A 24,342-nucleotide genomic window follows, 5' to 3' on the forward strand; every position below is an offset into this window, starting at 1 on the left:
GCTACTTCAGCCCCCTGGCTTTCCCGGGCCCCTCCGGTTTCTCCCTCCACCATAACGCGTAACTCGAACATTCGTACGAACACCCTCGCGGGGCCTGCCACGGTCCGCGCGGCCGCCGCCCGTCCGTCGATCGGCCCTGTCCGATCTGCGGGGTCCCCGTCGCCGACCGGAAGATGAGGCGACCGACGTCACGCGACGACCCGGCGCAACGCGACGAAGCCCCCGAACGGAGCGGCACATGGCCACCACGGACGACGGCACCCGCACGCCCTTCCGCGAGGAGGTCAGGAGCGCGGTGACCGCCCGGGCCGCGCTGCTGGTGACCGGGGTACTGGGCCTGATGGTTGCGTTCATCACGTCGTACGCGGGCGCCTTCCACCACCCCCGGCCGACGGATGTACCGCTCGGCGTGGTCGCCCCGGCGCAGACAGCCGGACAGCTGGTGACGAAGCTGGACCGGCTGCCGGGGTCGCCGCTCGATCCGCGCACGGTGGCCTCGGAACGGCAGGCGCGGCAGCAGATCGCGGACCGCAGGATCGACGGCGCGCTGATCGTCGACCCGCGCGGCACCACCGACCGGCTCCTGGTGGCGAGCGGCGGCGGCGCCTCGCTCTCCCAGGCGCTCGAAGCCGTCGTCCGGGCGGCGGAGAAATCCCAGCAGCGCACCGTGCGCACGGTGGACGTCACCCCCGCCGACCGCGGTGACAGCCGCAGCCTGACGTCCTTCTACCTCGTCGTGGGCTGGTGCGTGGGCGGCTATCTGTGCGCCGCGATCCTCGCCATCAGCCACGGGGCCCGCGCGGCCAACGGAGCGCGCGCGGCCATCCGGCTGGCCGCGCTCGCGCTCTATGCGATCGTCGCGGGGCTGGCGGGCGCGATCGTCGTCGGCCCGGTCCTGGGGGCACTGCCCGGCAGCATCGCCTGCCTGTGGGGCCTGGGCGCCCTGATCGTCTTCGCCGTCGGGGCCAGCACGCTGGCCTTCCAGTCGCTGCTGGGGATCATCGGCATCGGCCTGGCGATCCTGCTGATCGTGATCCTCGGCAACCCGAGCGCGGGCGGAGCCTATCCGTACCCCCTGCTGCCGCCCTTCTGGCGCGCGATCGGCCCGGCCCTGCCGCCGGGTGCGGGCACCTGGTCGGCCCGCTCCATCGCGTACTTCCGGGGCCATGCGATGACGGGACCGCTGCTGGTGCTGGCCGCCTGGGCGGTGGGCGGCACCCTGGTCACGCTCGTCCTGTCGGTGTTCCGGAAGCGGGAGAATGCCGAGGAAGGACAGGCGGCAGGGCGGACGGCCTGATCAGGGCGGACGGCTCACATATGGGTGCCGCCGTCGATCCGGATCTCCGTGCCGGTGACGAACGCGCCGTCCTCCGAGGCCAGCATCGCGATGACACCGGCGACGGCCTCCGGGCCCGCGAAGCCCTGTCCGATGGCCGGGGCGAGCTTCAGGAACAGACTCATATCGGCGTCCTCCGGCAGCCCCGGGCCCCGGCCGCTGGTCATGCCGCTGGCGATGGAACCGGGCGCCACGCACACCGCACGCAGGCCCCGCTTGCTGTACTCGCTCGCGATGGCGTGCGTCATCGACTGGATTCCGCCCTTGCTCGCCGCGTACGCCGCCATGTACGGGTGCGCGAACGACGCCGAGGTGGAGCTGAAGTTGACCACCACCGGCGCATCGCCCTCCAGGAGGGCGGGCAGCGCCTCACGGATCATCAGGAAGGTGCCGGTCAGATTGACCGCGATGATCTTGTTGAAGAAGTCGAGGCCGGTCTCGTGGGTGTGCGAGGAGCGCAGGATGCCGGCCGCGTTCACCAGGACGTCCAGGCCGCCGAGCCCGGACACCGCGGCGGCGACACCGGCCCGCACCGCCGCCTCGTCGGATATGTCGAGCGGCGCGGTCACCAGGCGGCCGGCGGCACCGTCCGCGGCGGCGCGGCCGGCGGTGACCGCGAGGCCCGCCTCGTCGATGTCCGCCGCCATGACCCAGCCGCCCTCGGCCAGGATCCGGTGGACGGTGGCCTGCCCGATGCCCGAACCGGCTCCGGTGATCAGTACGCGGCGTCCGTCAAAGCGGTTCATACGGCGGTTCATGGTGCTCCGGTTCATGGCGCTCCGGTTCATGGTGCTGCTCCGTTCTCGGGGTCCCGGCCGCACCGTACGCCGCTCATGGCACGTCATGCCACTTTCGCACATCACGCCACTCTGTCACCTCGCTCCGTAAGCTGATCCCATGCCCACCGCACCCCACCCCTCATCCGGCTCTCCCTCCGGCCCCTCCCCCCGCCCCTCGCTGACCGAGCGGCGCAAGGCCGAAACCCAGCTGGAGATCGCCCGCACCGCGGCCGCGCTGTTCGCGGAGCGCGGCGCCGCGGTCACCGCCGACGAGATCGCCCGCACGGCCGGCGTCGCGCTGCGCACCTTCTACCGCTACTTCCGCACCAAGGAGGACGCGGTGGCGCCGCTGCTCGCCGTCGGCGTACGGGAGTGGATCGACGATCTGGCGGCACCCGCCGCCGGTCCGGACACCCCGCCGGTACGGGAAGCGCTGGAGCAGGCGGCACGCCGGGCCCTGACCCCCGCCGACGAACCGGCCACGGAGGCGCTGCGCTGGACCCGTGGGCTGCTGCGGGCGATGCCCGGCGACCCCGCGCTGCGCGCGGTCTGGCACCGGGTCCACCACGATGCCGAGGAGGCGCTGACCCCGGTCCTGGCACGGCTGACCGGCGCCGATCCGCTGACGGTACGGCTGGCCGCGGCGGCCGCGAACACCGCGATGCGGGTCGCGGTGGAGGAGTGGGCGGCGGGCGACGAACCCGAGGACGGGCCGCGGGGGCCGGCGGAGCTGGTGGCCCGGGGGATGCGGGCTCTGACGGCGGGGCTGCCGGAGCTGGACGGGGGCGCGGGCACGTAAGCGGGCGCGGGAAGCGGGCGGTTCACGACGGGCGGATTCCCCTCCCAAACCTCATTCGGAGGTGGTCTCCGGCCCCCTCTTCAGCCAATCATCGGAGATCAACGCCCTGCCGAACGATCGGTCGGCGGCTGAATTTCTCCCCCTACCGACCCGTACGGCACCCCGTTCCGCAGGGCGGCGAGCGCTGCATCCCCGCTGGCCGAACACCGTGCTGTCACACTCTCTTCACATCTCCACCGCATTCGTTCGCGCCATTACTCACCGCTTTCACTCATCGACTCAAAGCAATCGCCCGGGTGTGCGGCCGGAGCGCCATTGGGTCCAGACTCCCGTTCGGCATCCGCACCTTCAACCAAAGGAGTTCGTCATGCGGTACATCCCCGGGGCCCTCGCACTCGGCGCGGCTCTGGTTCTCGGCTCGCTGGCCACCACGGCACAGGCGGCCGACACCCCGGCGCAGACCTTCCGTTCCGGTGGCCTCTACGCCCCGACGGAACTGGTCATGACCGTCGGCCAGGGCGAGACCCGCGAGACGGCCACGGTGGAGCGCGCGGTCACCCTCAGCTGTACGCCGCGGGCGACCGGCAGCCACCCGAACCCGCAAGCCGCCTGCGCCCAGCTGCGCTCCCTGTCCGGTGACTTCACCGCCGTGACCGGCGCGACGACGCAGCGGGTGTGCACCAAGGAGTGGGACCCGATCGTGGTCACCGCGGACGGCGTCTGGCAGGGGCGCCGGGTGTCGTACACCTACACCTTCGCCAACTCGTGCACGATGATGGACGGCCAGGGGTCGGTGTTCCGGTTCTGACCGGAGAGCCCCCTGACCGGACGGACCTGGCCCCCGGGCATCGGACGGCGATGCCCGGGGGCCAGGCGCATGAGCCGGCCGGACCGGGTCCGGGTTTTCCCGGGCGACCGGCCGGAGCGGTCAGCCGATCTGCGCGCCGTAGGCCTCCAGGGCCTCCGGGACCGGCTGGAAGTAGGTCTCGCCGCCGCCGGAGCAGTCGCCGCTGCCGCCGGAGGTGAGGCCGAGCGCGGACTCACCGTCGAAGAGGGCACCGCCGCTGTCGCCGGGCTCGGCGCAGACGTCGGTCTGGATCAGGCCCTCGACGGTGCCCTCCTGGTAGTTGACGGTCGCGTTCAGCGCCTTGACCGTGCCGTCGTGCACCTGGGTGGTGCTGCCGCTGCGCTGCACCTTCTCGCCGACCGTGGCCTCCGCGGCCTTGGTGATCTTCTGGGTGCTGCCGTTGTAGAGGTCCACCTCGCTCGGGTGCGCGGTGTCGCCGGTGTACTTGGCGATGGAGTAGTCGTCACCGGGGAACTTGGAGTCCTCGGTGGTCGCGATCTCCGAGCCGCCCTGCTGGTCGGACCAGCTCTTGACGGCGTTGCCGCAGTGGCCGGCCGTCAGGAAGTACGGATTGCCGTCCTTGACGACGTTGAAGCCGAGCGAGCAGCGGGCGCCGCTGCCCCAGATCGCGTCGCCGCCGCCGATGAAGGGCTTGAACTCGCCCTTGGTGTGGCGGAGTTCGACCCGGTCGCCGAGGCCCTTGGTGACCTGGGTGAGGCGGTCGAGGCGGTCGCCCTTGACCGTGCGGTCGGCGGTCACCACGATCTTGTTGCCGACCGGGTCGACGCCCCAGGAGGTGCCGGGGATGGTCGCCTTGGACTTCAGCGTCTGCCGGGCCGCGTCGAGCTGGGCGAGCGTGTGCTTGACGAGTCTGGCCTCCGCACCCTTCGCCCGTACGGCCTTGGCCGCGGTCTCGCTGACGACGTTGACCACCAGCTTCTTGGCCTGGGCGTCGTAGTACGCGCCGGCGGTGCCGGTCTTGAGCTGGGACGCCAGGGCGGTCGCCGCGGCGGAGGTCAGTTTGGCCGGCTCGGGGACGGTGGGGGCGGGGGCCGCGTGGGCGTTGGCCAGGGTGACGGTGGCGGTGGCGGCGAGGGCCAGCGCTCCCGCGCCTGCCAGGACCGCGCGCCGGCTGGGTATGCGTCGGTGCTTCAACTCAGTGCCTCCCGTGGGGGGATGGGCCCGGTCCGTGGGGAGATGCGCGGGCCCGAGAGTGTGAGGAATCGGGACACAAACGTTCCGCCCGGCTGGCAGCACTCGGTAACAGCGCTCCGGGGAGTCGCGTCCATGCCAACGTGCGGGCCGAGTATCCCCACCCGTCTCACTCGTGCACAAGACCGAGTTCCGGTCTCGAGTACGGGAGTTCACCGTGTCATCACGTTCGTCACGTGAGGGTCACACCGGTGTCCGCGTGTGGGGGTTACGAGGGCGAATGGCCGGAACACATCCGTGACCGCGCTCGCCCCGGACGGCGCCCGGCCCGCCTCCGACAGGCGACCGCCCCCCGACAGCAGTGATCGCCGTAGGTGCCCCACGGCACGTACGGCGATCGGTTGCCGCCGGACAGGCCCTGGACCTGTCCGGCGGATCAGGCCCTAACCGCGCTCGGCACCCCGGCCCACGTCGAAGCCGTCCGCCCCAGGGAGGTCCGGCAGGTCGGCCAGCTCTGCGGGCAGGGCGCGCTGCTCGACGTCCGCGACGCGATCGAGGTCCGTGACGTCGTCGAAACCCGCCGCGACGCCGGCGTCCGCGACACCCGCCCCGGAACCCTCCGAACCCTCCGAGCCCTCCGAGCCCTCCGAGCCCTCGGAACCCTCCGAGTCCGTGGCAGCCGTCCGTTCCGTGCGCTCCGCCCGCTCCGCTTCGACCTGCGCGGTCTGGGCCTGCGCCTGGAGGCCGGAGCGCTCCAGGAAGCGGAGCAGTTCCACAGGGAAGGGGAGGACGAGGGTGGAATTCTTCTCGGCGGCCACCGCCACCACGGTCTGGAGCAGGCGCAGTTGCAGCGCGGCAGGCTGGTCGGACATCGCCGCGGCGGCCTCGGCCAGCTTCTTCGAGGCCTGCAGCTCGGCGTCGGCGTTGATCACGCGGGCGCGGCGGTCGCGGGTGGCCTCCGCCTGGCGGGCCATCGACCGCTTCATGGTCTCCGGCAGCGAGACGTCCTTGATCTCCACGCGGTCGACGGTCACTCCCCAGCCGATGGCCGGGCTGTCCATCATCAGCTCCAGACCCTGGTTGAGCTTCTCCCGGTTCGAGAGGAGGTCGTCCAGTTCGCTCTTGCCGATGATCGAGCGCAGCGAGGTCTGCGCCATCTGGGAGACCGCGAAGCGGTAGTCCTCGACCCGGACGACCGCATCGGCGGCGTCCACGACCTTGAAATAGACCACCGCGTCGACCCGGACCGTGACGTTGTCGCGGGTGATGCCTTCCTGGGCGGGCACCGGCATCGTGACGATCTGCATATTGACCTTACGCATCCGGTCGATGCCCGGAATGATCATGGTGAAGCCCGGCCCGCGCACACCGGAGGCCAGCTTCCCCAGCCGGAGCACCACACCGCGTTCGTACTGCTTGACCACCCGCGCAGCCGCGATGAAATACACCAGGCCGGCCGAGGCCAGCCCCACCCCGGCCGTCACCAGTTCTTCGAGCATCACAGCCCCCTGACAGAGGAATGCCGCCCTTTGCCGTCCTTTATTTCGTCTATTTCATCGTATGCCTGGTTCGCGGGGTGGTCGAAAGACGCAGGCGGCCACCCGGTGCGGGGCCCTGTCCCCCGGCGGACAGGGCCCCGCACCGGACCTCGGCCGGGGCCGGCCGGTCCGCGACCGGTCAGTACACGCTCACGCCGTATGCGCTCAGCGCCTCCGTCACGGGCTGGAAGAACGTCGTACCGCCGGAGGTGCAGTCGCCGCTGCCGCCGGAGGTGAGGCCCAGGGCCTTGGTGCCGGAGTAGAGGGGGCCGCCGCTGTCGCCGGGCTCGGCGCACACGGTGGTCTTGATGAGGCCGGAGACGATGTCGCCGCCGCCGTAGTTGACGGTGGCGTTCAGGCCGGTGACCTTGCCGCTGTGGGTGCCGGTCGTGGAACCGCGGCGGGTGACCGACTGGCCGACGGTCGGGGTGCCGGCGCTGGTGATGTCCTGGCTGCCGACCATTCCGGGGTGCGACAGAGACGTGTTGGTGTACTTCACGATGCCGTAGTCGTTGCCGGGGAAGCTGGTGCCGGTGGTCGGCCCGATGCTCGTGGTGTGCGAGGAGTCGGTGTACCAGGGCGGCTTGCCGTCGGTGCAGTGGCCGGCCGTCAGGAAGTAATAGGTGCTGCCGCTGCGGACGTTGAAGCCGAGCGAGCAGCGCCAGCTCGGTGCGTAGATGGCGTCGCCGCCGGAGATGAGCTTGCGCAGGGTGCCGGAGATGCGCTCGATGCGCAGGGCGCCGGCGTTGCTGCCCGCGGCCTGCTTGATCCGGGCGATCCCGGCCCGGGAGACGGTGCGGTCGGCGGTGACGACCAGGGTGTGGGTCTTCCGGTCGACGGCCCAGGCGGTCCCCGCGACATCCGCGGTGCGTACGGCGTGGCCGGCGGCGGAGAGCTGCGCGGCGCTGAACGTGGTTGCGGGGGCGGGGCCCTGGGCGCTGGCGGTCGGGACGGCGAGGGCGCCGACCGCCACCAGTCCGGACGCCACGGCGATCAGCCGGGTGCGTCTTGCCACGCCGCTGCGGGGGATGGTGCGCTCGTTCCTCACGTGATGCCTCCGAGGGGGGATGAAGGGGCCGCCGGTGGGCGGCCTGGTGAGGCGCAGCCGAAGGGCACGGGGAAATCCGCACGGTGGATGCCGGACGTCAGACGTGGGATGCCAGTGTCGGACGTCAGACGTGGGACGCTGATGCCGGACGGTGGACGTTCGACGTGGGTACCGCGTGGGTACCGCACGTCGGACGCCGGACGTCGGACAGGAACGCCGGATGGTGAACGCCGCTGTCCGGCATCGCAGTTCAGCGGTGCCGCACAGCAAGGATGTTCGACGTGCCCCTGACAAGCGCTGGTCGGAGTGTCCGGCGCAGCGCCCCCGGAGCGCAAGAGGGCATCGGCAAGGAACAGGAAGGAAGGGGAAGGAAATCTGCCGGCGGAGGGCTCCCGGCGGAGGGCTCCCGGCCGCATCCGGCGCGCAATTCGCCGCCCCGGCAGCCTTGTTGGGACTGCCGGGGCGGCGCGGTGACCCCCTCGGTCGGGGATGGGACGGATCAGCCCGGGCGGCGGTTCCGCTCACCGGCCCGCAGCGCGAACGGCAGGGTGTTGCCGGGTGGCGGGAAGGGGCACAGGAAGTGGTCGGCGAAGGCACAGGGCGGCAGCTGCGTGCGGTTGAGGTCCACGGTGACGGTGCCGTCCGCGGCGGGCGCGGGCGGGCGCAGGAACCGGAAGCGGTAGCTGTCCGTGCCGCCGGTGGCGTCGGCGAGCACCGCCCACAGCGAGCCGTCGGCCTCGACCGCCACCTGGAGGGTGTGCTCGTCGCCGTCCAGCGTGAAGGCCAGTTCACCGGCCAGACCGAGGCCGCGCCGGGCCCCGTCGGCGTGGGGCACCTCGACGCTGCGCCGCTCCCCGTACGGGCGGAACAGTCCGGGCCGGATCCAGCGCTCGTCGTGGTCGTAGACGTCGATGCCGGCGAAGTCGCGGCGGTTCGCGGCGCCGGGGTCGAAGTCGCGTACCGCCCACTGGTCCTCGCGGCGCAGCACCAGCAGATGGCGTGCGCCCTGGGTCACGCGGGTGGCGTCCGGCGCGGCGTCGGGGCCGAGGCGTATCGCACCGGCCGCGGGCCTGCCGTCGACGGTGAGCCGGTCGCCGTCCCCGGCCCGCAGCACGACCCCGTCGCCGTCCGCGGTCCAGATGCCCGGCAGCCCCGCGATCCGGCCGTCCGGATGGTCCGCGAGCCAGTGGGTGCCGGTCAGCGCGAGGGGTCCGTACGGCGCGGAGACCGCGGCGAGGCGGCGCTCCCGCCAGTCCTGCCAGTCCTGGAGTGGGTGCGGGGTGCTCATGGCCGTCCGTCCTCCCCTGCCGGGCCGCCCGGCTGCGCCAGTCCCAGGTGCGAACGCAGCGTCCGGCCGTGGTATTCCGTGCGGTACACGCCGCGCTCCTGGAGGAGCGGTACGACCCGGTCGACGAAGTCGTCCAGTCCGCCCGGGGTCAGATGCGGTGCGGGGCCGTCGGGGTCTTCGGGGTCATGCGGTCTCCCTGGCGAGGGCGTAACGGCTGGCCGGGCGCGGCAGGCCGAGGTGTTCGCGCAGCGTCACGCCCTCGTACGCGCGGCGCAGCAGGCCGCGGTCGCGGAGGACGGGGACGGTGCCGTCGACCAGCAGCGTGAGGTCCCGCCCGGGATCGGCGGGCCGCAGATGGAAGCCGTCGGCGGCGCCGTCCGCCCGCCAGTCCCCGATCAGATCGGCGAGCCCGGCGGCGTCGCCGGAGTCGTACAGCTCGACCGGCAGCGAGGCGAAAACCCGCAGCAGGTCGGGGTCGCGGCCGTGCGTGCGGGCGCGGTGGCGCAGGTCCTCGCGTACGGCGCGCGCGGTGGCGGGGTCCTCGACCCGTACGAGGGCGAGGTCGGCGTGCGCCGCGGCCACCTCGCGCGCGGGATCCTCGGTGGCGTCCACGGCGATGACCGGGCGGCCCTGGGGCGGCCGGGGGACGATGGAGGGGCCGCGGACGCTGAAGGCGCTGCCGGTGAAGTCGATGTGGTGCAGCTTGTCGCGGTCGATGAAGCGGCCGGTCGCCCGGTCGCGGATCTCCGCGTCGTCCTCCCAGCTGTCCCACAGCCGGGCGGCCACATCGGCGGCCTCGCCGGCCTCCCGCCAGACGTCGGCGGGCGGCGCGGCCGGGCGGCGGCCGGTCAGCGCCGCCTCGGCCTCGGTGGTGGAGACCCCGACGGTCCAGCCGGCCCGGCCGCCGCTGACCCAGTCGAGGGTGGCGACGGCGGTGGAGACATGGAACGGCTCGGTGTGGGTGGTGGTGACGGTCGGCACCAGGCCGATGCGTTCGGTGGCGGGGGCGATGCGGGCCAGTACGGCGAGCGCGTCGGGTCCCGGTCCGGCGAAGCCGTCGCCGAGGGTGAGGAAGTCGAGGGTGCCGCGCTCGGCGAGCCGGGCGAGGGCGAGGTGATGTGCGGCGTCACAGGGGATCCGGCCGTCCGGCGGATCCAGGGCGACGGCCAGATGGAGCGGGCTCGGGGTCACGGACATGGGTGGGCCTTTCTCGCGCCGGGTCAGCTCGCCGTCTTCGGCAGGCCGGGAGGGTTGATCTCCGAGGTCTTCAGGGCCGCCCGATATTGATCTTCGGTCCCCGGCCTCCCGCGGCGGCGACGTGCTCGCCCGCCACCTCCCCGCCGCCGCTGCCGCAGGCGGTCAGGAGTACGGAGCCGGCGGCGAGGGCGAGGGCGGCGGACAGGGCGCGGCGGTTCAACGGATGTCTTCTCATGGCTGGCGGACCGTTCACAGGACCTTGGAAAGGAAGGACTTGGTGCGCTCGTGGCGCGGGTTGTCGAGCACCTCGCCGGGCGGGCCCTGCTCGATGATCCGTCCGCCGTCCATGAAGACGACGGTGTCGGCCACTTCGCGGGCGAAGCCGATCTCATGGGTGACGACGATCATCGTGGTGCCCTGGTGCGCCAGGTCCTTGATGACGTCGAGGACTTCGCCGACCAGCTCCGGGTCGAGCGCCGAGGTCGGCTCGTCGAAGAGCAGCAGCTTGGGTTCCAGGGCGAGCGCGCGGGCGATGGCGACGCGCTGCTGCTGGCCGCCGGAGAGCTGCCGGGGGTAGGCATCCGCCTTGTCGGCGAGCCCGACCCGTTCCAGCAGCTTCACCGCGGTGGCGAGGGCGTCCTTCTTCGGCCGTCGGAGCGCGGAGACGGGGGCCTCGGTGAGGTTGTCGAGGACGGTCAGATGCGGGAAGAGGTTGAAGTTCTGGAAGACGAAGCCGATGTCCGTGCGCTGTCTGAGGATCTCGCGCTCGCGCAGCTCGTAGAGCTTGTCGCCGGAGCGCCGGTAGCCGACCAGCGTACCGTCCACGCTGACCGTGCCGCTGTCGACCTTCTCCAGGTGGTTGATGCTGCGCAGCAGGGTCGACTTCCCGGAGCCGGAGGGGCCGAGGACGACGGCCACCTCACCGGCCCGTACGTCCAGGTCCACCCCCTTGAGCACCTCCAGGGGACCGAAGCTCTTGTGGACGGACCGGATCTCGACCATCGGGCGCGCGGCCGTGACGGTGGGTGTGCTCATCGGGTCGCTCCCTTGAAGACGTGGCGTTCGACGTAGTGCTGGAGGACGGAGAGCGCACCGGTCAGGAGGGCGTACCAGGCGGTGGCGACCATCAGGAGGGGCACGACCCTGCCGTTCCGTCCGTAGAGACCTGGACCTGGTAGAAGAGCGCGCCGATCGCCATGACCGAGACGATGCGGCGCAGCTCGGCCGCGGCGTGCGCTACGGGGTGATCAGTGGTCAGCGACACGGGGTTCCTTGGGGGTGAGGGCGAGGGCGGACGGGGTGGCGTGGTCCCGGAGGAAGGTGAGCAGGGCGCGGGCGGTGGCGTCGTTCTGCCGGAAGGCGGGGGCGTTGGTACGGGGGCGGGCGAAGGCACCGGCGGCGCGGGCGTCGGTGCCCGGGCCGAGGGCGAAGCGGCGCGGGTGCGGGCGGCCGGAGCGGTCCAGGATCCGGCCGTCGGCGGGTGCCACGGCCAGCAGTCCGGCGGGGGTGGCGGCCGCGCCGTCGGTGTGCAGCGACCGCAGCAGGGCGTCCCGAGTGTGCGCGACGGTCGGCTCGGGAAGCCGCGCCTCCACCAGCGCCCGGGCCTCGACCGGCTCCCTGGGCACGGTGGCGCTCTCGGCGCGGAACAGCCCGCGCCGCTCGTCGGCGGTGACGGTGAGGTCGGCGCCGAGGAAGCGCACCACACCGGCCCGGGAGAGCGCGAGAAGCTGCCGCAGCCGCGGTCCCGGCGGCCCGGAGGCGAGATAGCTGAAGAAGCCGTGCCACCAGGGGCCGCGGTCGCCGATCCGGATCAGCTGGCCGTAGACCGACAGCAGCGCAAGGAAGACCGCCAGGTCGGGGCTGTACGCGGGGTCGTGGCGGCGCGCGAGGTCGGCCTCGATGTAGCCGCGCAACCCCTCTTGCAGGGCCTCGCCGTCGGGGTAGCGGACACCGGCCAGCGGATGGTCCAGGGCCGCCGGGTCGAAGCGGTCGGCGGGGTCCGGGACTGCGGTGCCGACCAGGGCCTGGAGCGCGGCGCTGCCGGGGTCGGCGGCGGCGTACTTCTCCTCGAAGTCCGGCCAGTTCATCCGGGTGCGCTCGCGGTGGGCGGTGAACAGCCGGTGGTAGTGGGCGAAGCCCAGCTCCTTGTCGATCAGCGGCCAGACGTCGCGCCGGAAGTCGGGCCCGCCGGGCCGTGCGAGCAGCGCGTCGACCTGCTCCGGGCCGAAGAAGCGCGGCACCGGCGGCCGTTCGCCGGCCGGCTCGTAGCCGATCTTGGAGTGGTACGGGACGCCGCGCCGCGAGCCGACGTGCAGGACCGGCTCGCGGCCCGAGGGCCGGTAGACCAGCCGGCCGTCGGCCCCGGTGGCGTACGTACCGCCGCGCCCCTCGGTCAGCAGCACCATCAGATCGATGAAGGCCAGACCGAAGCCGCGTACGAGGACCGGCTCGCCCGGCCGGAGCGCGCTCAGATCGGCGTCGGCGGTGAAGGCGGGCGGCAGGTGGGTCAGGCCGTGACGGGCGGCGAAGTCGCTCAACTCCCGTTGTTCCGGCGGTAGTTCGGATTCCAGGTGCCCCAGGGTCAGCACCACCAGATCGGCGGCGAGCGGTGCGGGACGGCCCTCCAGCCACACCTCCTGGCGGCCGTCGCGCGGACCGGTGACGCGTACGGCCCTGCGGCGGTGCTCGTGGACGGCGATGCGCGGCGGCAGGGCGGCCACCGACTGCTCGTAGACCCAGCTCAGATAGGCGCCCTGTTCCCGCCGGCCGGGGAAGGTCTGCCCGTCGGCGCCGGACCACTCGGCGAAGGTGGGGCCCGGCCGGACCGGACCCGCCATCTCCACACTCTCGTCGGTGAACATGGTGACGTCCTCCGCGGTGGAGTTCATCCATAGCAGCAACGACTGGTCGGCGCGCCAGATGCGGCCGCCGCCGGGCGGGTACGGGTCGACAAGGTGCAGGTCAAGGGGCCGGTCGGGGTACAGCTCGGGGGCGTTGGCGGCGAGCCGCTCGACCAGCCCGGTGCCCCGGGGCCCGGCGCCGACGATCACCACGGAGGGGCGGGCGGGGGTCACCGGGCACCGGCCGTCCCGCGGGCGTAGTGCCGCTCGAGGTAGTGCTGCCCGACGCCGAGCACCGAGGTGACCAGGACGTACCAGAGGGTGGCGACCAGCAGCAGCGGGATGACCTGGTAGGTGCGGTGGTAGACCAGCTGGACGGAGTAGAGCAGGTCCTGGACGGCGATGACGCTGACGATGGAGGTGCCCTTGAGGGTGCCGATCAGCATGTTTCCGGCCGGCGGCACGATCGCCCGCATCGCCTGCGGCAGCACGATCCGGCGCAGCCGCCGACGCGCGCCGAGGCCCAGCGACTGGGCGGCCTCCAGCTGGCCCCTCTCGACGGAGAGGATGCCGCCGCGGACGACCTCGGTGGCGTAGGCGGCCTCGTGCAGGGTGAGGCCGATGACGGCGACGGCGACCGGGCTCAGCAGATTGACGGTCCTGATGCCGAGGACCGTCGGGTACAACGCCCCGATGTTGAACCAGAACAGCAGCTGCACCAGGATCGGCGTCGACCGGAAGAGCCAGACATAGCCCCAGCTGACGCCGCGCAGCACGGGGTTGGCGGACAGCCGCATCGTGGCGAGCAGGGTGCCCAGGGCGAAGCCGAGCGCCATGACGACGGCGGTCAGCCAGAGGGTGAGGCCCAGGCCACGCAGTACGGCGGTGGTCAGGAAGTAGTCGGCGACGACGTCCCATTGGAAGGCGTCGTTGCGGACGACGGAGAGGGCGGCCGGCGTCAGCAGGACGAGGACGGCGACGGCCGCGGTCCACTGCCCGGTGCGGCGGCGCGGCACGATGCGCGGGGCGGTGGGTGCGTCCGTCCGGCCGGGCGGGGCCGGGACCGGTTCGGCGAGGGTGTCGGAGGCTGGGTCTGCCAGGGACATGCGAAGGCTCCGTGGATACCGTGATCGAACACGGGAGTTGAGCGCCTTCACACAGGCAGAGCGCGTGATGCGGAATGCATGACGCGGAATGCGGCGGGCCGCGCCCCTCAGCACGAACCGGTTCTTGAGGCTAAGCGGCGAACACGGCGCGCTGTCAAGGCCATCCAGACCGTTGTCCACATTGTGGACAGTGCCCCGGCATGCAGTTGACGCGGAAACGGATGCCTGCTCCACTTGGCCGCATGCACCCACGGCAGCGGCTGGTCACCCGGGACCACATCGACTTCGGTCGTGTGTGGTCGTCGTCCTGTTGAGCTGACCCCCTGCCCTGCAGCCCGCCGTCCCTGAAGCGGGCCGTTTCGCGGTTCTTCCTCTTTCGTCAGCCGCGCGCCTTCACACTTCGCGCCGCCGTCCGGCGCACCCTCCCCTCGCTCGTACCTTTTCCGTCGGCCCGCTCAGAGAAGGGCGCGGTATGCGCTTCGGCGTCATGACCTTGATCGACAACGTCCCGGACGCCCTGTCCGGGCACCTCCTCTCCCCCTCCGAACGCCTCCGCGAGGTCGTCGAACTCGCCGTACTGGCCGAGGAGTTGGGCTTCGATGCGTTCGGTGTCGGGGAGCGACACGGCCCGCCGTTCCTGTCCAGCTCGCCGCCGGCGGTGCTGGGCGCGATCGCCGCCCGTACGCATCGCATCCGGCTGTTCACCACCGTCACGGTGATCTCCACCCTCGATCCGGTACGGGTCGCCGAGGACTACGCCACCGTCGACCAGCTCTCCGGCGGCCGGCTGGAGCTGACCATCGGCAAGGGCAACGCCCCCGAGCCCTGGCAGCTCTTCGGCCGTGAGGTGGCCGACCAGTACGCGCTCCAGGAGGAGAACTACGAGCTGCTGCGGCGGCTGTGGAGTGAGGAGAAGGTCACCTGGTCCGGCCGGTTCCGGCCGCCGCTGAAGGAGGCGACCGCGCTCCCCCGCCCGTATCAGCAGCCGCCCACCATCTGGCACGGCAGCGCCACCAGCGAACGCTCGGTGGAGCTGGCCGCGCTGTGGGGCGATCCGGTCTTCGCCGCCAACGCCGTTCAGCCGGTGGCCAATTACGCCAAGCTGATCGACCACTACCGCGCCCGCTGGGAGGACTACGGGCACGATCCCTCCGCCGCGGTGGTCGGCTCCGGCGGCATCCTCTACGCCGCGCCCGACGACCACACCGCCCGCCGCGAGTTCGCGCCGTACTACGAAACGGCCGTCGCCGCCCGCGACGTCCCCGGGAACAACACCCCGTTCCGGACCCTGGACGACGCCGCCGACCACGGCCCGGTGCTCGTCGGCTCCCCGCGGCGGATCACCGACAAGATCCTCGAGCAGCACCACGCCTACGGCCACACGCTGCAGTTCTTCTCGGTGGAGAGCGCCGGGCTGCCCTTCCACCGCAAGGCCGAGGTGCTGCGGCTCACCGCCGCCGAGGTGCTGCCGCAGCTGCGCGCGGAACTGCCCGACCAGCTGCCCTGGCCGGCCGCCCCCGCTCCCGCCCTGCCGCCGCTCGCCGGAGAGGGGGTCCGATGACTCTGCCGGCCACCGGGCCGACGGTGCTGCACACCACCGTCACCGACCCGCTCGCCCGCCCTCTGCTGGACGAGCTGACCCACGAATACAGCACCCGGTACGACAGGCCCGTCGACCTCGGCCTGGAGTACCCCGCCGACGAGTTCACCCGGGCCAGGGGCGGCGCGTTCCTGCTGCTGCTGGAGGACGGCGAGCCCGTCGCCGGGGGCGCCTACCGGCGCTATGACGCGGCCACCGCCGAGCTCAAACGGATCTGGACGCACTCCGCGCACCGCCGGCGCGGCCTGGCCCGGCGGGTGCTCGACGTCCTGGAGCGGGAGGCCGCGGCCCACGGCTACACCCGCATCCATCTGACGACCGGGCCCCGGCAGCCGGAGGCGAAGGGCCTCTATCTGGCCGCGGGCTACCACCCGCTGTTCGACCTGACCGCCGCCCCGGAATCCATCGGCCCGCTGCCCTTCGAAAAGCATCTGGAGACCCCGCGCCCATGACCGGAACCACGCCCCGCACCGCCGCGCTGCGCACCGCCGCCTTCCTCACCACCGCGGCGCTGGCGCTCACCGCCTGCGGCTCGGGCGACCCGGCGGACGCCCCGGCGGGGGCGGCGGGCCCGAAGGCGGCCGGGATCCCCACCACGGACGTGGTCTCGGACATCAAGAAGGACCGGGCCGCCGCCGGGCTGCTCCCCGCGGACGTCCGCAAACGGGGCACCCTCTCCCTCGCCGCCAGCGTCGGCACCCCGCCCGGCTCCGCCTACCTGGCCGACGGCAGGACCCTGGCCGGCCAGGACATCGACTTCGCGGATGCGGTGGGCAGGGTCCTCGGCATCCGGATCCGGCGCGAGGTGGCGAGCTTCGAGGCGATCCTGCCCGCGCTCGGCAGCGGCAAGTACGACGTGGGCACCGGCAACTTCGGCGTCACCGACGAGCGCCGCAGAACCCTCGACTTCGTCACCTACATCAATGACGGCCAGGGGTTCGCGGCACGCAAGGACAGCCCCCTGAAGAAGGTCACCTCGCTGGCGCAGCTGTGCGGGCTGACGGTCGCCACCGGCGCCGGCACCACCTTCGAGGCCACGCTGGAGGAGAACGCGCACCTCTGCAAGGACGCGGGGAAGAAGCCGTACGACGTGAAGACCTACGCCGATCAGGGCCCGCTGTGGATCTCCCTGCAACAGGGGCGCAGCGATGTGGTGATGAGCACCATCAACGGGCTGCGCTACGCGGTGAAGCAGCAGCCGGGGCTGCGGTTCCTCAACGAGTTCAAGCGGCTGGACGTCGGCTTCGCGTTCAAGAAGGGGACGCCGCTGGCACCCGCCTTCCGGGCCGCCGTCAACCGGTTGGAGAAGGACGGGAGTTACGACCGGATCCTGAAGAAGTGGGGCACCGGCGCCTCGGCGATCAAGGAGGCGCGGATCAGCCCGCCCGAGACCGGGTGAGCCGGGGCGGGCACGGCCGGCGGAGCCCTCGGAGGCGTTCCGCGGGACACAGAAGGGAATCTGCTGCCGCGTCAGCCACCCTCCAATGGGCCAGTCACCCGGCCACCGGTCCGCCGGAACCGGCCTCCGGGCTGGGCCCGGGTTTCATGACCACTTGTCGACATCTACGGTCAGGTACCGACCGTGATGTCCATCGCACTGTCAGTTTCTTGCAGGGGCGCACGAACTGACGACACGCCACCCTCTTTGCACCAGATGTGTCACGAACCCCCCGTGCGGCGGCTATCCACTTGGCACACCCTCCGCATCATGCACGACGATAGGGGTCGGAACACGGAAAGACGGAACACCATCGCGGGTGAGAGGAGGCGTCAATGGGATCGGTGCGCAAGGCGAGTGCCTGGCTTGGCCTCGTCGACGACAACGATGACGAGCGCTACTACGACGACGACTACGCCGAGGGACCCGAGTCCGCCGCCCCGGCCGGCGAGCCCTGGGTGACCGACCCCCGGGTACAGGTGGCCGGGCGGACCGCGCACGACCAGGGCACCCGTATCGCCACGGTCACCCCGGAGGGATTCGGCGACGCCCGGGGAATCGGCGAGCTCTTCCGCGACGGCGTCCCGGTGATCGTCAACCTGACCGCCATGGACCCCGCCGACGCCAAGCGCGTGGTGGACTTCTGCGCGGGCCTGATCTTCGGCCTGCGCGGCTCGATCGACCGCGTGGCCACCCGGGTGTTCCTGCTCACCCCGCCCGCCTACAAGGTGGTGAGCGGCGGCCAGGAAGGCCACCGCAACGGCGGCTTCTTCAACCAGAGCTGACCGGGACCCGGAATACCCCCCTGCCCCACCGCGTTGTGGACCCGCAGGGGGCGCTCGCATCCCCTAGGGGATCTGTTCGAACGCCCCCTAGGGGACACCACGCCCAGGGCCCCGAGCGTCTCACCGGAACGCGTCGAGCCCGGTGAGCGCCTTCCCCAGCACCAGCTGATGCATCTCGACGGTGCCCTCGTAGGTCAGCACCGATTCGAGATTGGTGGCATGCCGCATGACGGGGTACTCCAGCGAGATCCCGTTGGCGCCCAGGATCGTGCGGGCGGTGCGGCAGATCTCGATGGCCTCACGGACGTTGTTCAGCTTGCCGAAGCTGACCTGCTCGGGGCGCAGCCGTCCCGCGTCCATCCGCAGCCCCAGGTGATGGGCCAGCAGAATTCCCTTGTGCAGCTCGACGGCCATATCGGCGAGCTTGGCCTGGGTGAGCTGGAAGCCGCCGATGGGCCTGCCGAACTGCTCGCGGTGCTTCGCGTAGTCCAGTGCCGCCTCGAAGCTGGACCGGGCGGCCCCCATGGAGCCCCAGACGATGCCGTACCGGGCGTGGCTCAGACAGCTCAGCGGACCGCGCAGCCCGGTGACCTCGGGGAGTACGGCATCGGCGGGCAGCCGTACGTCGTCCATGACGAGTTCGCTGGTGACCGAGGCGCGCAGGGACCACTTGTGCCGGATCTCGGGGGCCGAGAATCCGGGGGTGTCGGTGGGGACGGCGAAGCCGCGGATGCCGTCGTCGGTACGGGCCCAGACCACCGCGACACCGGCCACCGAGCCATTGGTGATCCACATCTTGCGGCCGTTGAGCACCCAGTCCCCGCCGTCCTTCTTGGCGTAGGTGCGCATACCGGCGGGGTCCGAGCCGTGGTCCGGCTCGGTCAGGCCGAAGCAGCCGATGATCTCGCCCGCGGCCATGCCCGGCAGCCACCGCTGCTTCTGCTCCTCGGAGCCGAAGCGCCAGATCGCGTACATGGCGAGCGAGCCCTGGACGGACACCAGGGAGCGGATGCCGGAGTCGGCGGCCTCCAGCTCCAGGCAGGCCAGGCCGTACTGGACGGCGGAGGCGCCGGCGCAGCCGTAGCCGGTGAGGGACATGCCGAGGGCGCCGATCGAGCCGAGCTCGCGGGCCAGTTCGCGGATGCCGGGCAGTTCGCCGTCCTCGTACCACTGCGCGATCTGCGGCAGGACGCGGTCGGCGGCCCACTGGCGGACGGTGCCGCGGACCGCGCGGTCCTCGTCGGTGAGCAGATCGTCGATGCCCAGCGGGTCACCGGGATCGAACGGCGGGACCGACGGGGAAGCTGAGGACGGCGTTGCGGGCATGCGGGCCTCCGGCAGGTTCAGCGCTCGCGCGTGGCGGGAGCGTAAAACTCACAGCGGTAGTCAGGTAAAACTAGCGGTGGTAGTTACACCCGCCCGACGGTACGGGCCCGCCGCCGGCCGGGCAAGGGCCGGCACGGCGGGGTACGGGAACGGCCGAGGTCAGCGGGTGGACGCGGCGGGGGCGGGCTCGCTGTCGCGGCCGGGGCCGGTGGCGTGCTCGCCCGCGGCGGCCGCCTCGCCCTCGGCGCGCTCGGTGGATTCCGCGGCCCGGCGCGGCAGGCGCAGCGCGATGCCCGCACCGGTCAGCAGCAGTACGGCGCTGGCGATGAGGGTGACATGCAGCCCGTGGATGAAGGAGTCCCGGGCGGCCACGCGCAGCGCGTTCTTCGCGGAGTCACCGAGGTCGGCGGCCACCTTGTACGCCTCGCCGAGCGAATGCGACGCCGCGGCGGAGGCGCGGCCGGGCACACCCTGCACATGTGCGAGGCCCGGCGCGTAGGCGGCGTTCATGACGCTGCCGAGCAGGGCGACGCCGATGCCCGCACCGAGCTGGTAGGAGGTCTCGCCGAGGGCGGCGGCGCCCCCGGCCTGTTCGGCAGGCGCCTCGCTGAGCATGGACTCGTAGGCGCCGAACAGCGTGGACTGGAAGCCGAAGCCGAGCAGGACGAAGCCCAGGGCCAGCAGCCAGACGCGGTCCTCCTTGCTCATCATCAGCAGGCACAGCACCGCGACCGCGGTCAGGGTGAAGCCGAGGGAGACCATCGCGCGCGGGCCGAGGGCCTGCAGCATCTTCGAGCCGGTCAGGCCCGCGGCCATGGCGGAGAACACCAGCGGCAGCATCCGCACGCCGGTCTCCAGGGGGCTCAGCCCGAGGACGAGCTGCATGTACTGGACGGCGATCAGCTGCAGGCCCACCAGGGCGAGCATGGCCAGCACGATGCAGCCGACGGAGGTGCCGAAGGCGGGCCGGGCGAACAGCCGCATATCGATCAGCGGGTGCTTGCGGCGGTACTGCCGGCGTACGAAGAGGATCAGCAGCAGCGTGCCGGCGACGATCGGCCCGAGTGTGCCGGCGCTCAGCACGGCCGTGCCGCCGCCGATGCGCTTGACGCCGAGGACGATGCCCAGCACCCCGAGCGCCGCGACGACCGCGCCGACCACGTCCCAGGGACCGTTGCGCTCGCCCCGCGACTCCGGCAGCAGCCAGCGTCCTATCAGGAGCATCGCGGTCATCATCGGGATGTTGATGAGGAAGACCGAACCCCACCAGAAGTTCTCGACGAGGAAGCCGCCGAGGACCGGCCCGATGGCGGCGCCGACCGCGGCCACCGCGCTCCAGACGCCGATCGCCACCGCGCGCTCGCGCCGGTCGGGGAAGACCTGGCGCAGGATCGACAGCGTCGCGGGCATGATCATCGCGCCGCCGATACCGAGCAGCGCACGCGCCGCCATCAGGATCGGCGGATCGGTCGCCAGCGCGGCGGCGGCCGAGGCCACTCCGAAGAGCCCGTAGCCGAGGAGGAGGATGCGGCGGCGGCCGACGCGGTCGCCGAGTGTGCCGAAGAGGATCAGCAACGAGGCCGCTATCAGCGGATAGACGTCGACGATCCACAGGAGCTCCACCGGGCCGGGCCGCAGGTCCTCGGTGACGGAGGGCACCGCCACGTAGAGGATCGTGGTGTCCAGCGCGACGAAGAGCAGGCTGACGCAGAGGACGATCAGCACGGTCCAGCGGTTGGCGCCGCCGCGGGCAAGCCGGGTCACACCAGTCGTCCGTCCACTGCCGGACGTGGTCGTCCCGGACATGCAGTTCCTCCTGTCATGCGCACGCGCTCATGCTCTCGCGGCCGGGGATCGGGGCGCGACAACACCCCGGAGGGAACCGGCGGCACGGGCGAGTTGAGACGTCAGACTACGCGAGTCACCCAGCGTGCCGCGTGGCCCACCTCACGGTGAGACGCTCGTCGCAGCGCCCGGCGTTCCCCCTGGTACGCCCCGTCCACCACGGACAGTCGTTCTTCGGCCACCCGGATCATCGTCGATAATCGTCCGGATGAACGATCTTGCCCCCGCCGCAGTTCCCGGCCGGAACCGCAGCGACGCCTTACCGGCCGCGCTGCGCCGTGCCGCACCCGCGCTGGCGGCGTATGCGGCGATCCGGCTGCTGGGCGTGACGGTGCTCGCCCTGTGGTCGGCGGCCGACGGCAAGGACTGGCACACGCTGCTGACCGCCCGTTGGGACTCGCTCTGGTACACCCGGGTCGCCGAGCAGGGCTACGGCTACACCGTCCAGCTGGCCAACGGCGATGTGCACTCCAGTCTGGCGTTCTTTCCGCTGCTGCCCTGGCTCGAGCGCGGGCTGGCGGCCGTCTCGCCGCTGTCGCCCGCGGACGCCGGGATGGTGGTGGCATGGCTTGCGTCGCTGGCCGCGGCCTGGGCGCTGTATGCGACCGGTGAGCGGGTGCACGGCCCGCGGGCCGGGGTGGCACTGGCCGCGCTGTGGGCCGCGCTGCCGGTCGGGATCGTGCAGTCGATGGCGTACTCGGAGTCGCTGTTCACCGCGCTCGCGGCCTGGGGCGTCTACGCCGTCCTGACCGGGCGCTGGGTGGCGGCGGGTGCGCTGGCCTCGCTCGCCGGGCTGACCCGGCCGGTGGGCGTGGCGGTCGTGGCGGCCGTGTGGATCACCGCCGTGGTGACGATGTGGCGCGAACGGGACGGCGGAGCCGACGGGATACGCGCCACGCTCCGTGCACACCGCGGCATACTGCCGGGCGTTCTGCTCGCCCCGCTCGGCTGGTGCGGCTTTTTCCTGTGGGTGGGCGCGCACGAGGGCAGTTTCACCGGATATCTGGACGTCCAGGGCGGCTGGGGCAACGGTTTCGACGGCGGCCTCGCCTTCGCCCGCTTTCTGTGGCAGCTGCCGCCCGCCGCCGGGCTCGGCCTCGCGCTCGGCGTCGCGCTGGTGATCTGGCTCTACGTCCATGGGGTACGGCGGGGCCAGCCGTTGCCGCTCGCGGTCTACGGCGGTGTCGTCCTGCTGCTGGCGCTGACCGCCAGGGGCTACTTCGGCTCCAAGCCGCGGCTGATGATGCCCGCCTATCCGCTGCTGCTGCCGCTCGCGGCGGGCCTCGCGAGGTGGCGGCCGGTGCGGGCGTGGCTGGTCGTCGGGCTGGTCGCGGCCGGTTCGGCGGTCTACGGGGCGTTCTGGCTGAACGGGTCCGGGCCGCCGTGAACGCAGCGCGACGGACGACGGACGGCGAACGAACGTCGGAGAGCGGCGAAGGAGAACGCACGGCGCCCGGCGGCATGATCATCGGCCTGACCGGAAGATCCCCCTCCGTGAACCCCCGCGAAGGAAAACATCCCGCGACGCCCGAGGAAATCGGGGATAAACTCCTCCGCAGAAAAGCAGATAAACACTCGCAGTGCCGACACGCGGACGTCCGCCGGGGAATCGGAAACGCGCCGAATTCCCCGTCAAATCCCGGAGCCGCCGACCCGCTTGAGACGCATTCCACATCACATCGTCATTACAAAGCGCACAGTTTGACCAAGCACCTACATCACACGCGGTAACGTCGATTGAGTGCGTACCGATGACAAGCTCGACCAGATGGAGGAGCGCCCGACCGATCGCGTTCAACCGCCTCCGATGACCCGGACCCGCCTGTGGCTGTTCGGCGGCACGCTGGCGGTGTACCTCGCGATCGTGATCGGAGTGCTGGTCACTTCATGGCTGGTCACCTTCGACTGGCAGGTCATGTTCTTCCGGCCTTACAAGCAATGGCCGGAAATCCATGCCTTCCTGGATTACTTCGTGGTGCTGGGCCAGCGCGGCCCGACCGCGGTGGCGGTGGCGGCCTGGCTGGGCTGGCGCTGCTGGCGCCAGCGCAACCTCCACCCGCTGCTGGTGCTGGGCGCCTCGCTGCTGCTGCTGAACATCACGGTGGGCGCCGCCAAGCTCGGCATGGGCCGCCTCGGGCCGCACTACGCGACGACGGTCGGCGCCAATGAGATGGCGCTGGGCGGCGATATATTCCCGTCGGGCCACACCGCGAACGCCGTGGTCACCTGGGGCGTCCTCGCCTATATCGCGACCACCCCGCTGCGCCGCCGCCTGCTGTCCGTGATCGCCGCGCTCGGCGCGCTCGGCGTCGGCATGACCACCGTCTACCTCGGTACGCACTGGGTCAGCGATGTGCTGCTCGGCTGGGCCGCGGGCCTGCTGGTGCTGCTCGCGATGCCCTGGCTGGAGCCCGGCATCACCTGGGTGGAGGACCGGCTCATGGGCATCATCCTGCGGCTCTGGCTGCGGCTGCGCCCCGATTCGCTGCGCGGCCCGCTGCCGGCCGGTGCGCTGGTCCCGGGGCTCTCCCCGCAGCGCGTCGCCCCCGAGGGCGAGGTGCTCGTCCGCGAGACCATCGGCGCCGCCACGGTCGGCCGCTCCGCCACCGGGCGCCCCCAGGACGGCTGGCCGCACCACCCGTCGCGCCCCTACACCATCCGCTCCGAGCGCTCCCCGGTCACGCCCGCGGGCAGCCGGCGGCCGCCGCACGCGGACCGCGTCCCGCGCACCACGCCGCTGAGCCCCGCCTCCGGGCGCGGCCGCAACGGGACCGGCTGACCGTCCCACAGGCCGCGGGGCCGGTACGCACACCCGCTGCCTCGCGCCGAAGGCCCCGGCCGCTCCTCGAGGAGCGGCCGGGGCCTTCGGCGTGTGTGCCGGTCCGTCAGCCCTGCCAGCTGCGGTGCACCAGGCCGTCCTTCACCTCGAAATTGAGCCGGCCGACGAGGTATTCCATGGTGATGATCGTGCCCGGCGCCAGCGACCGGACAGTGGCCCAGCCGCGCTCACGGGCGCGTTCCTCGGCGTCCTGTCGAGCGAGGCCCACATAGGCCTCGATGTCGTCCTGGGGTTCGTTCGGGAGATCCGGTACGGGTGCCATGACAGCCACCGTAGGCGCCCGCACCGATGTGCGGAAGGCCCGTCCTCCGCAGGCTCCGGTGACCGCCCGGTCCTTCATTGGTCACACTTGTGTCACAGCCGGGACTGCGCCGTTTGCGGTAACTTTCCTCACTCGTACGTGCCGTGTGCTGCGGCAACCGGGTGGAAAACAAAGCGGCCGGAATTCCGCCTTGATCACCGGTGAATCGAGGCGGCCGCACAACGCCGGGGATCACACCGGCGCCCGGAAATTCGACCGGTGCCGCAGCGGGATTCCCCATACCGGGGCCATTTCCCGGACACCGGGAAATCGACCGA

At 72.0% G+C, this 24,342-nt stretch carries 22 protein-coding genes and 2 pseudogenes; 9 read left to right on the plus strand and 15 right to left on the minus strand.

The annotated features are described in order from the left end of the window. Positions 1-238: 238 nt before the first annotated feature. Complete coding sequence (locus ADL29_RS21300) at positions 239-1,297, plus strand: YhgE/Pip domain-containing protein (RefSeq protein ID WP_053925211.1); 1,059 nt, start codon at positions 239-241, stop codon at positions 1,295-1,297. Between the two features lie 14 nt (positions 1,298-1,311). Here ADL29_RS21300 and ADL29_RS21305 read toward each other — a convergent pair whose 3' ends face one another. After that, positions 1,312-2,082, minus strand: a complete 771-nt coding sequence (locus ADL29_RS21305) for an SDR family NAD(P)-dependent oxidoreductase (RefSeq protein ID WP_053925264.1) — start codon at positions 2,080-2,082, stop codon at positions 1,312-1,314. Between the two features lie 151 nt (positions 2,083-2,233). Here ADL29_RS21305 and ADL29_RS21310 point away from each other — a divergent pair, with 151 nt between their 5' ends. Further along, complete coding sequence (locus ADL29_RS21310) at positions 2,234-2,914, plus strand: TetR family transcriptional regulator (RefSeq protein ID WP_053925212.1); 681 nt, start codon at positions 2,234-2,236, stop codon at positions 2,912-2,914. 367 nt (positions 2,915-3,281) lie between these two features. Continuing rightward, positions 3,282-3,722, plus strand: coding sequence for a subtilase-type protease inhibitor (locus ADL29_RS21315; protein ID WP_046928770.1), 441 nt, complete (start codon positions 3,282-3,284; stop codon positions 3,720-3,722). 120 nt (positions 3,723-3,842) lie between these two features. On the opposite strand, the gene ADL29_RS21320 is transcribed toward ADL29_RS21315, so the two are convergent. The 11 genes and pseudogenes from ADL29_RS21320 to ADL29_RS21355 form a co-directional block, all read right to left on the minus strand. Then, positions 3,843-4,916, minus strand: a complete 1,074-nt coding sequence (locus ADL29_RS21320; protein ID WP_053925213.1) for a S1 family peptidase — start codon at positions 4,914-4,916, stop codon at positions 3,843-3,845. 440 nt (positions 4,917-5,356) lie between these two features. Then, positions 5,357-6,412, minus strand: a complete 1,056-nt coding sequence (locus ADL29_RS21325) for a slipin family protein (RefSeq protein WP_078971178.1) — start codon at positions 6,410-6,412, stop codon at positions 5,357-5,359. 178 nt (positions 6,413-6,590) lie between these two features. After that, entirely contained in the window at positions 6,591-7,499 is a 909-nt protein-coding gene (locus ADL29_RS21330) for a S1 family peptidase (protein WP_053925214.1), read from the minus strand. A 499-nt stretch (positions 7,500-7,998) separates the two neighbouring features. Further along, positions 7,999-8,787, minus strand: coding sequence for a DUF1684 domain-containing protein (locus ADL29_RS21335; protein WP_053925215.1), 789 nt, complete (start codon positions 8,785-8,787; stop codon positions 7,999-8,001). Then, a pseudogene (locus tag ADL29_RS45385) lies at positions 8,784-8,945 on the minus strand (F420-dependent methylene-tetrahydromethanopterin reductase); the annotation flags it as partial. The gene ADL29_RS21335 and the pseudogene ADL29_RS45385, both read right to left, overlap by 4 nt. Before the next feature lie 25 nt (positions 8,946-8,970). Then, positions 8,971-9,984, minus strand: a complete 1,014-nt coding sequence (locus ADL29_RS21340) for an LLM class flavin-dependent oxidoreductase (protein WP_053925216.1) — start codon at positions 9,982-9,984, stop codon at positions 8,971-8,973. 70 nt (positions 9,985-10,054) lie between these two features. Then, entirely contained in the window at positions 10,055-10,204 is a 150-nt protein-coding gene (locus ADL29_RS42775) for a hypothetical protein (RefSeq protein WP_211274360.1), read from the minus strand. Positions 10,205-10,233: 29 nt separating this feature from the next. After that, complete coding sequence (locus ADL29_RS21345; protein WP_053925217.1) at positions 10,234-11,019, minus strand: amino acid ABC transporter ATP-binding protein; 786 nt, start codon at positions 11,017-11,019, stop codon at positions 10,234-10,236. Then, positions 11,016-11,194: pseudogene (locus ADL29_RS41295) on the minus strand (amino acid ABC transporter permease); the annotation flags it as partial. The gene ADL29_RS21345 and the pseudogene ADL29_RS41295, both read right to left, overlap by 4 nt. Positions 11,195-11,231: 37 nt before the next feature. Then, the gene (locus tag ADL29_RS21350) at positions 11,232-13,058 is read right to left on the minus strand and encodes an FAD/NAD(P)-binding protein (protein WP_053925218.1); all 1,827 of its coding nucleotides are present in this window, start codon (positions 13,056-13,058) and stop codon (positions 11,232-11,234) included. Further along, positions 13,055-13,930: an amino acid ABC transporter permease gene (locus tag ADL29_RS21355; protein ID WP_053925219.1), complete on the minus strand. Its 876-nt coding sequence runs from the start codon at positions 13,928-13,930 to the stop codon at positions 13,055-13,057. Before ADL29_RS21355 ends, ADL29_RS21350 begins: the two co-directional genes overlap by 4 nt. 472 nt (positions 13,931-14,402) lie before the next feature. Here ADL29_RS21355 and ADL29_RS21360 point away from each other — a divergent pair, with 472 nt between their 5' ends. The 4 genes from ADL29_RS21360 to ADL29_RS21375 all read left to right on the plus strand — a co-directional run bounded on the left by ADL29_RS21360 (position 14,403) and on the right by ADL29_RS21375 (position 17,753). Then, positions 14,403-15,491, plus strand: a complete 1,089-nt coding sequence (locus ADL29_RS21360) for an LLM class flavin-dependent oxidoreductase (RefSeq protein ID WP_053925220.1) — start codon at positions 14,403-14,405, stop codon at positions 15,489-15,491. Continuing rightward, the gene (locus tag ADL29_RS21365) at positions 15,488-15,982 is read left to right on the plus strand and encodes a GNAT family N-acetyltransferase (RefSeq protein WP_053925221.1); all 495 of its coding nucleotides are present in this window, start codon (positions 15,488-15,490) and stop codon (positions 15,980-15,982) included. The genes ADL29_RS21360 and ADL29_RS21365 overlap by 4 nt, the downstream gene beginning before the upstream one ends. Beyond that, positions 15,979-16,929, plus strand: a complete 951-nt coding sequence (locus ADL29_RS21370) for an ABC transporter substrate-binding protein (protein WP_053925222.1) — start codon at positions 15,979-15,981, stop codon at positions 16,927-16,929. The genes ADL29_RS21365 and ADL29_RS21370 overlap by 4 nt, the downstream gene beginning before the upstream one ends. Before the next feature lie 374 nt (positions 16,930-17,303). Next, complete coding sequence (locus tag ADL29_RS21375) at positions 17,304-17,753, plus strand: cell division protein SepF (protein ID WP_046928758.1); 450 nt, start codon at positions 17,304-17,306, stop codon at positions 17,751-17,753. Positions 17,754-17,873: 120 nt separating this feature from the next. On the opposite strand, the gene ADL29_RS21380 is transcribed toward ADL29_RS21375, so the two are convergent. Both ADL29_RS21380 and ADL29_RS21385 read right to left on the minus strand, forming a co-directional pair. Then, entirely contained in the window at positions 17,874-19,079 is a 1,206-nt protein-coding gene (locus ADL29_RS21380; protein WP_053925223.1) for an acyl-CoA dehydrogenase family protein, read from the minus strand. 159 nt (positions 19,080-19,238) lie between these two features. Continuing rightward, positions 19,239-20,885 carry an MFS transporter gene (locus ADL29_RS21385; protein ID WP_053925224.1) on the minus strand — a complete coding sequence of 549 codons (1,647 nt, stop codon included), beginning with the start codon at positions 20,883-20,885 and terminating at the stop codon, positions 19,239-19,241. Between the two features lie 247 nt (positions 20,886-21,132). Between ADL29_RS21385 and ADL29_RS21390 the strand changes: the two genes are divergently transcribed. Continuing rightward, a complete protein-coding gene (locus tag ADL29_RS21390; RefSeq protein WP_053925225.1) occupies positions 21,133-22,311 on the plus strand; it encodes a hypothetical protein in 1,179 nt (392 codons plus the stop codon). A gap of 354 nt (positions 22,312-22,665) precedes the next feature. Beyond that, on the plus strand, positions 22,666-23,703 hold the full coding sequence (locus ADL29_RS21395) for a phosphatase PAP2 family protein (protein WP_179954596.1): 1,038 nt from the start codon (positions 22,666-22,668) through the stop codon (positions 23,701-23,703). A gap of 106 nt (positions 23,704-23,809) precedes the next feature. On the opposite strand, the gene ADL29_RS21400 is transcribed toward ADL29_RS21395, so the two are convergent. Then, the gene (locus ADL29_RS21400) at positions 23,810-24,025 is read right to left on the minus strand and encodes an I78 family peptidase inhibitor (protein ID WP_053925226.1); all 216 of its coding nucleotides are present in this window, start codon (positions 24,023-24,025) and stop codon (positions 23,810-23,812) included. Positions 24,026-24,342: the final 317 nt, after the last annotated feature.

It is taken from the genome of Streptomyces chattanoogensis (assembly GCF_001294335.1).
In the GTDB taxonomy this organism is placed as follows: Bacteria; Actinomycetota; Actinomycetes; order Streptomycetales; family Streptomycetaceae; genus Streptomyces; species Streptomyces chattanoogensis.

Bases quoted from the DNA above. Each gene is read 5' to 3' on its own strand.
- ADL29_RS21300 (WP_053925211.1), top strand. From the start codon at position 239: ATGGCCACCACGGACGACGGCACCCGCACGCCCTTCCGCGAGGAGGTC.
- ADL29_RS21305 (WP_053925264.1), bottom strand. From the start codon at position 2,082: ATGAACCGCTTTGACGGACGCCGCGTACTGATCACCGGAGCCGGTTCG.
- ADL29_RS21310 (WP_053925212.1), top strand. From the start codon at position 2,234: ATGCCCACCGCACCCCACCCCTCATCCGGCTCTCCCTCCGGCCCCTCC.
- ADL29_RS21315 (WP_046928770.1), top strand. From the start codon at position 3,282: ATGCGGTACATCCCCGGGGCCCTCGCACTCGGCGCGGCTCTGGTTCTC.
- ADL29_RS21325 (WP_078971178.1), bottom strand. From the start codon at position 6,412: ATGCTCGAAGAACTGGTGACGGCCGGGGTGGGGCTGGCCTCGGCCGGC.
- ADL29_RS21335 (WP_053925215.1), bottom strand. From the start codon at position 8,787: ATGAGCACCCCGCACCCACTCCAGGACTGGCAGGACTGGCGGGAGCGC.
- ADL29_RS21340 (WP_053925216.1), bottom strand. From the start codon at position 9,984: ATGTCCGTGACCCCGAGCCCGCTCCATCTGGCCGTCGCCCTGGATCCG.
- ADL29_RS21345 (WP_053925217.1), bottom strand. From the start codon at position 11,019: ATGAGCACACCCACCGTCACGGCCGCGCGCCCGATGGTCGAGATCCGG.
- ADL29_RS21355 (WP_053925219.1), bottom strand. From the start codon at position 13,930: ATGTCCCTGGCAGACCCAGCCTCCGACACCCTCGCCGAACCGGTCCCG.
- ADL29_RS21360 (WP_053925220.1), top strand. From the start codon at position 14,403: ATGCGCTTCGGCGTCATGACCTTGATCGACAACGTCCCGGACGCCCTG.
- ADL29_RS21365 (WP_053925221.1), top strand. From the start codon at position 15,488: ATGACTCTGCCGGCCACCGGGCCGACGGTGCTGCACACCACCGTCACC.
- ADL29_RS21370 (WP_053925222.1), top strand. From the start codon at position 15,979: ATGACCGGAACCACGCCCCGCACCGCCGCGCTGCGCACCGCCGCCTTC.
- ADL29_RS21375 (WP_046928758.1), top strand. From the start codon at position 17,304: ATGGGATCGGTGCGCAAGGCGAGTGCCTGGCTTGGCCTCGTCGACGAC.
- ADL29_RS21380 (WP_053925223.1), bottom strand. From the start codon at position 19,079: ATGCCCGCAACGCCGTCCTCAGCTTCCCCGTCGGTCCCGCCGTTCGAT.
- ADL29_RS21385 (WP_053925224.1), bottom strand. From the start codon at position 20,885: ATGTCCGGGACGACCACGTCCGGCAGTGGACGGACGACTGGTGTGACC.
- ADL29_RS21390 (WP_053925225.1), top strand. From the start codon at position 21,133: ATGAACGATCTTGCCCCCGCCGCAGTTCCCGGCCGGAACCGCAGCGAC.
- ADL29_RS21400 (WP_053925226.1), bottom strand. From the start codon at position 24,025: ATGGCACCCGTACCGGATCTCCCGAACGAACCCCAGGACGACATCGAG.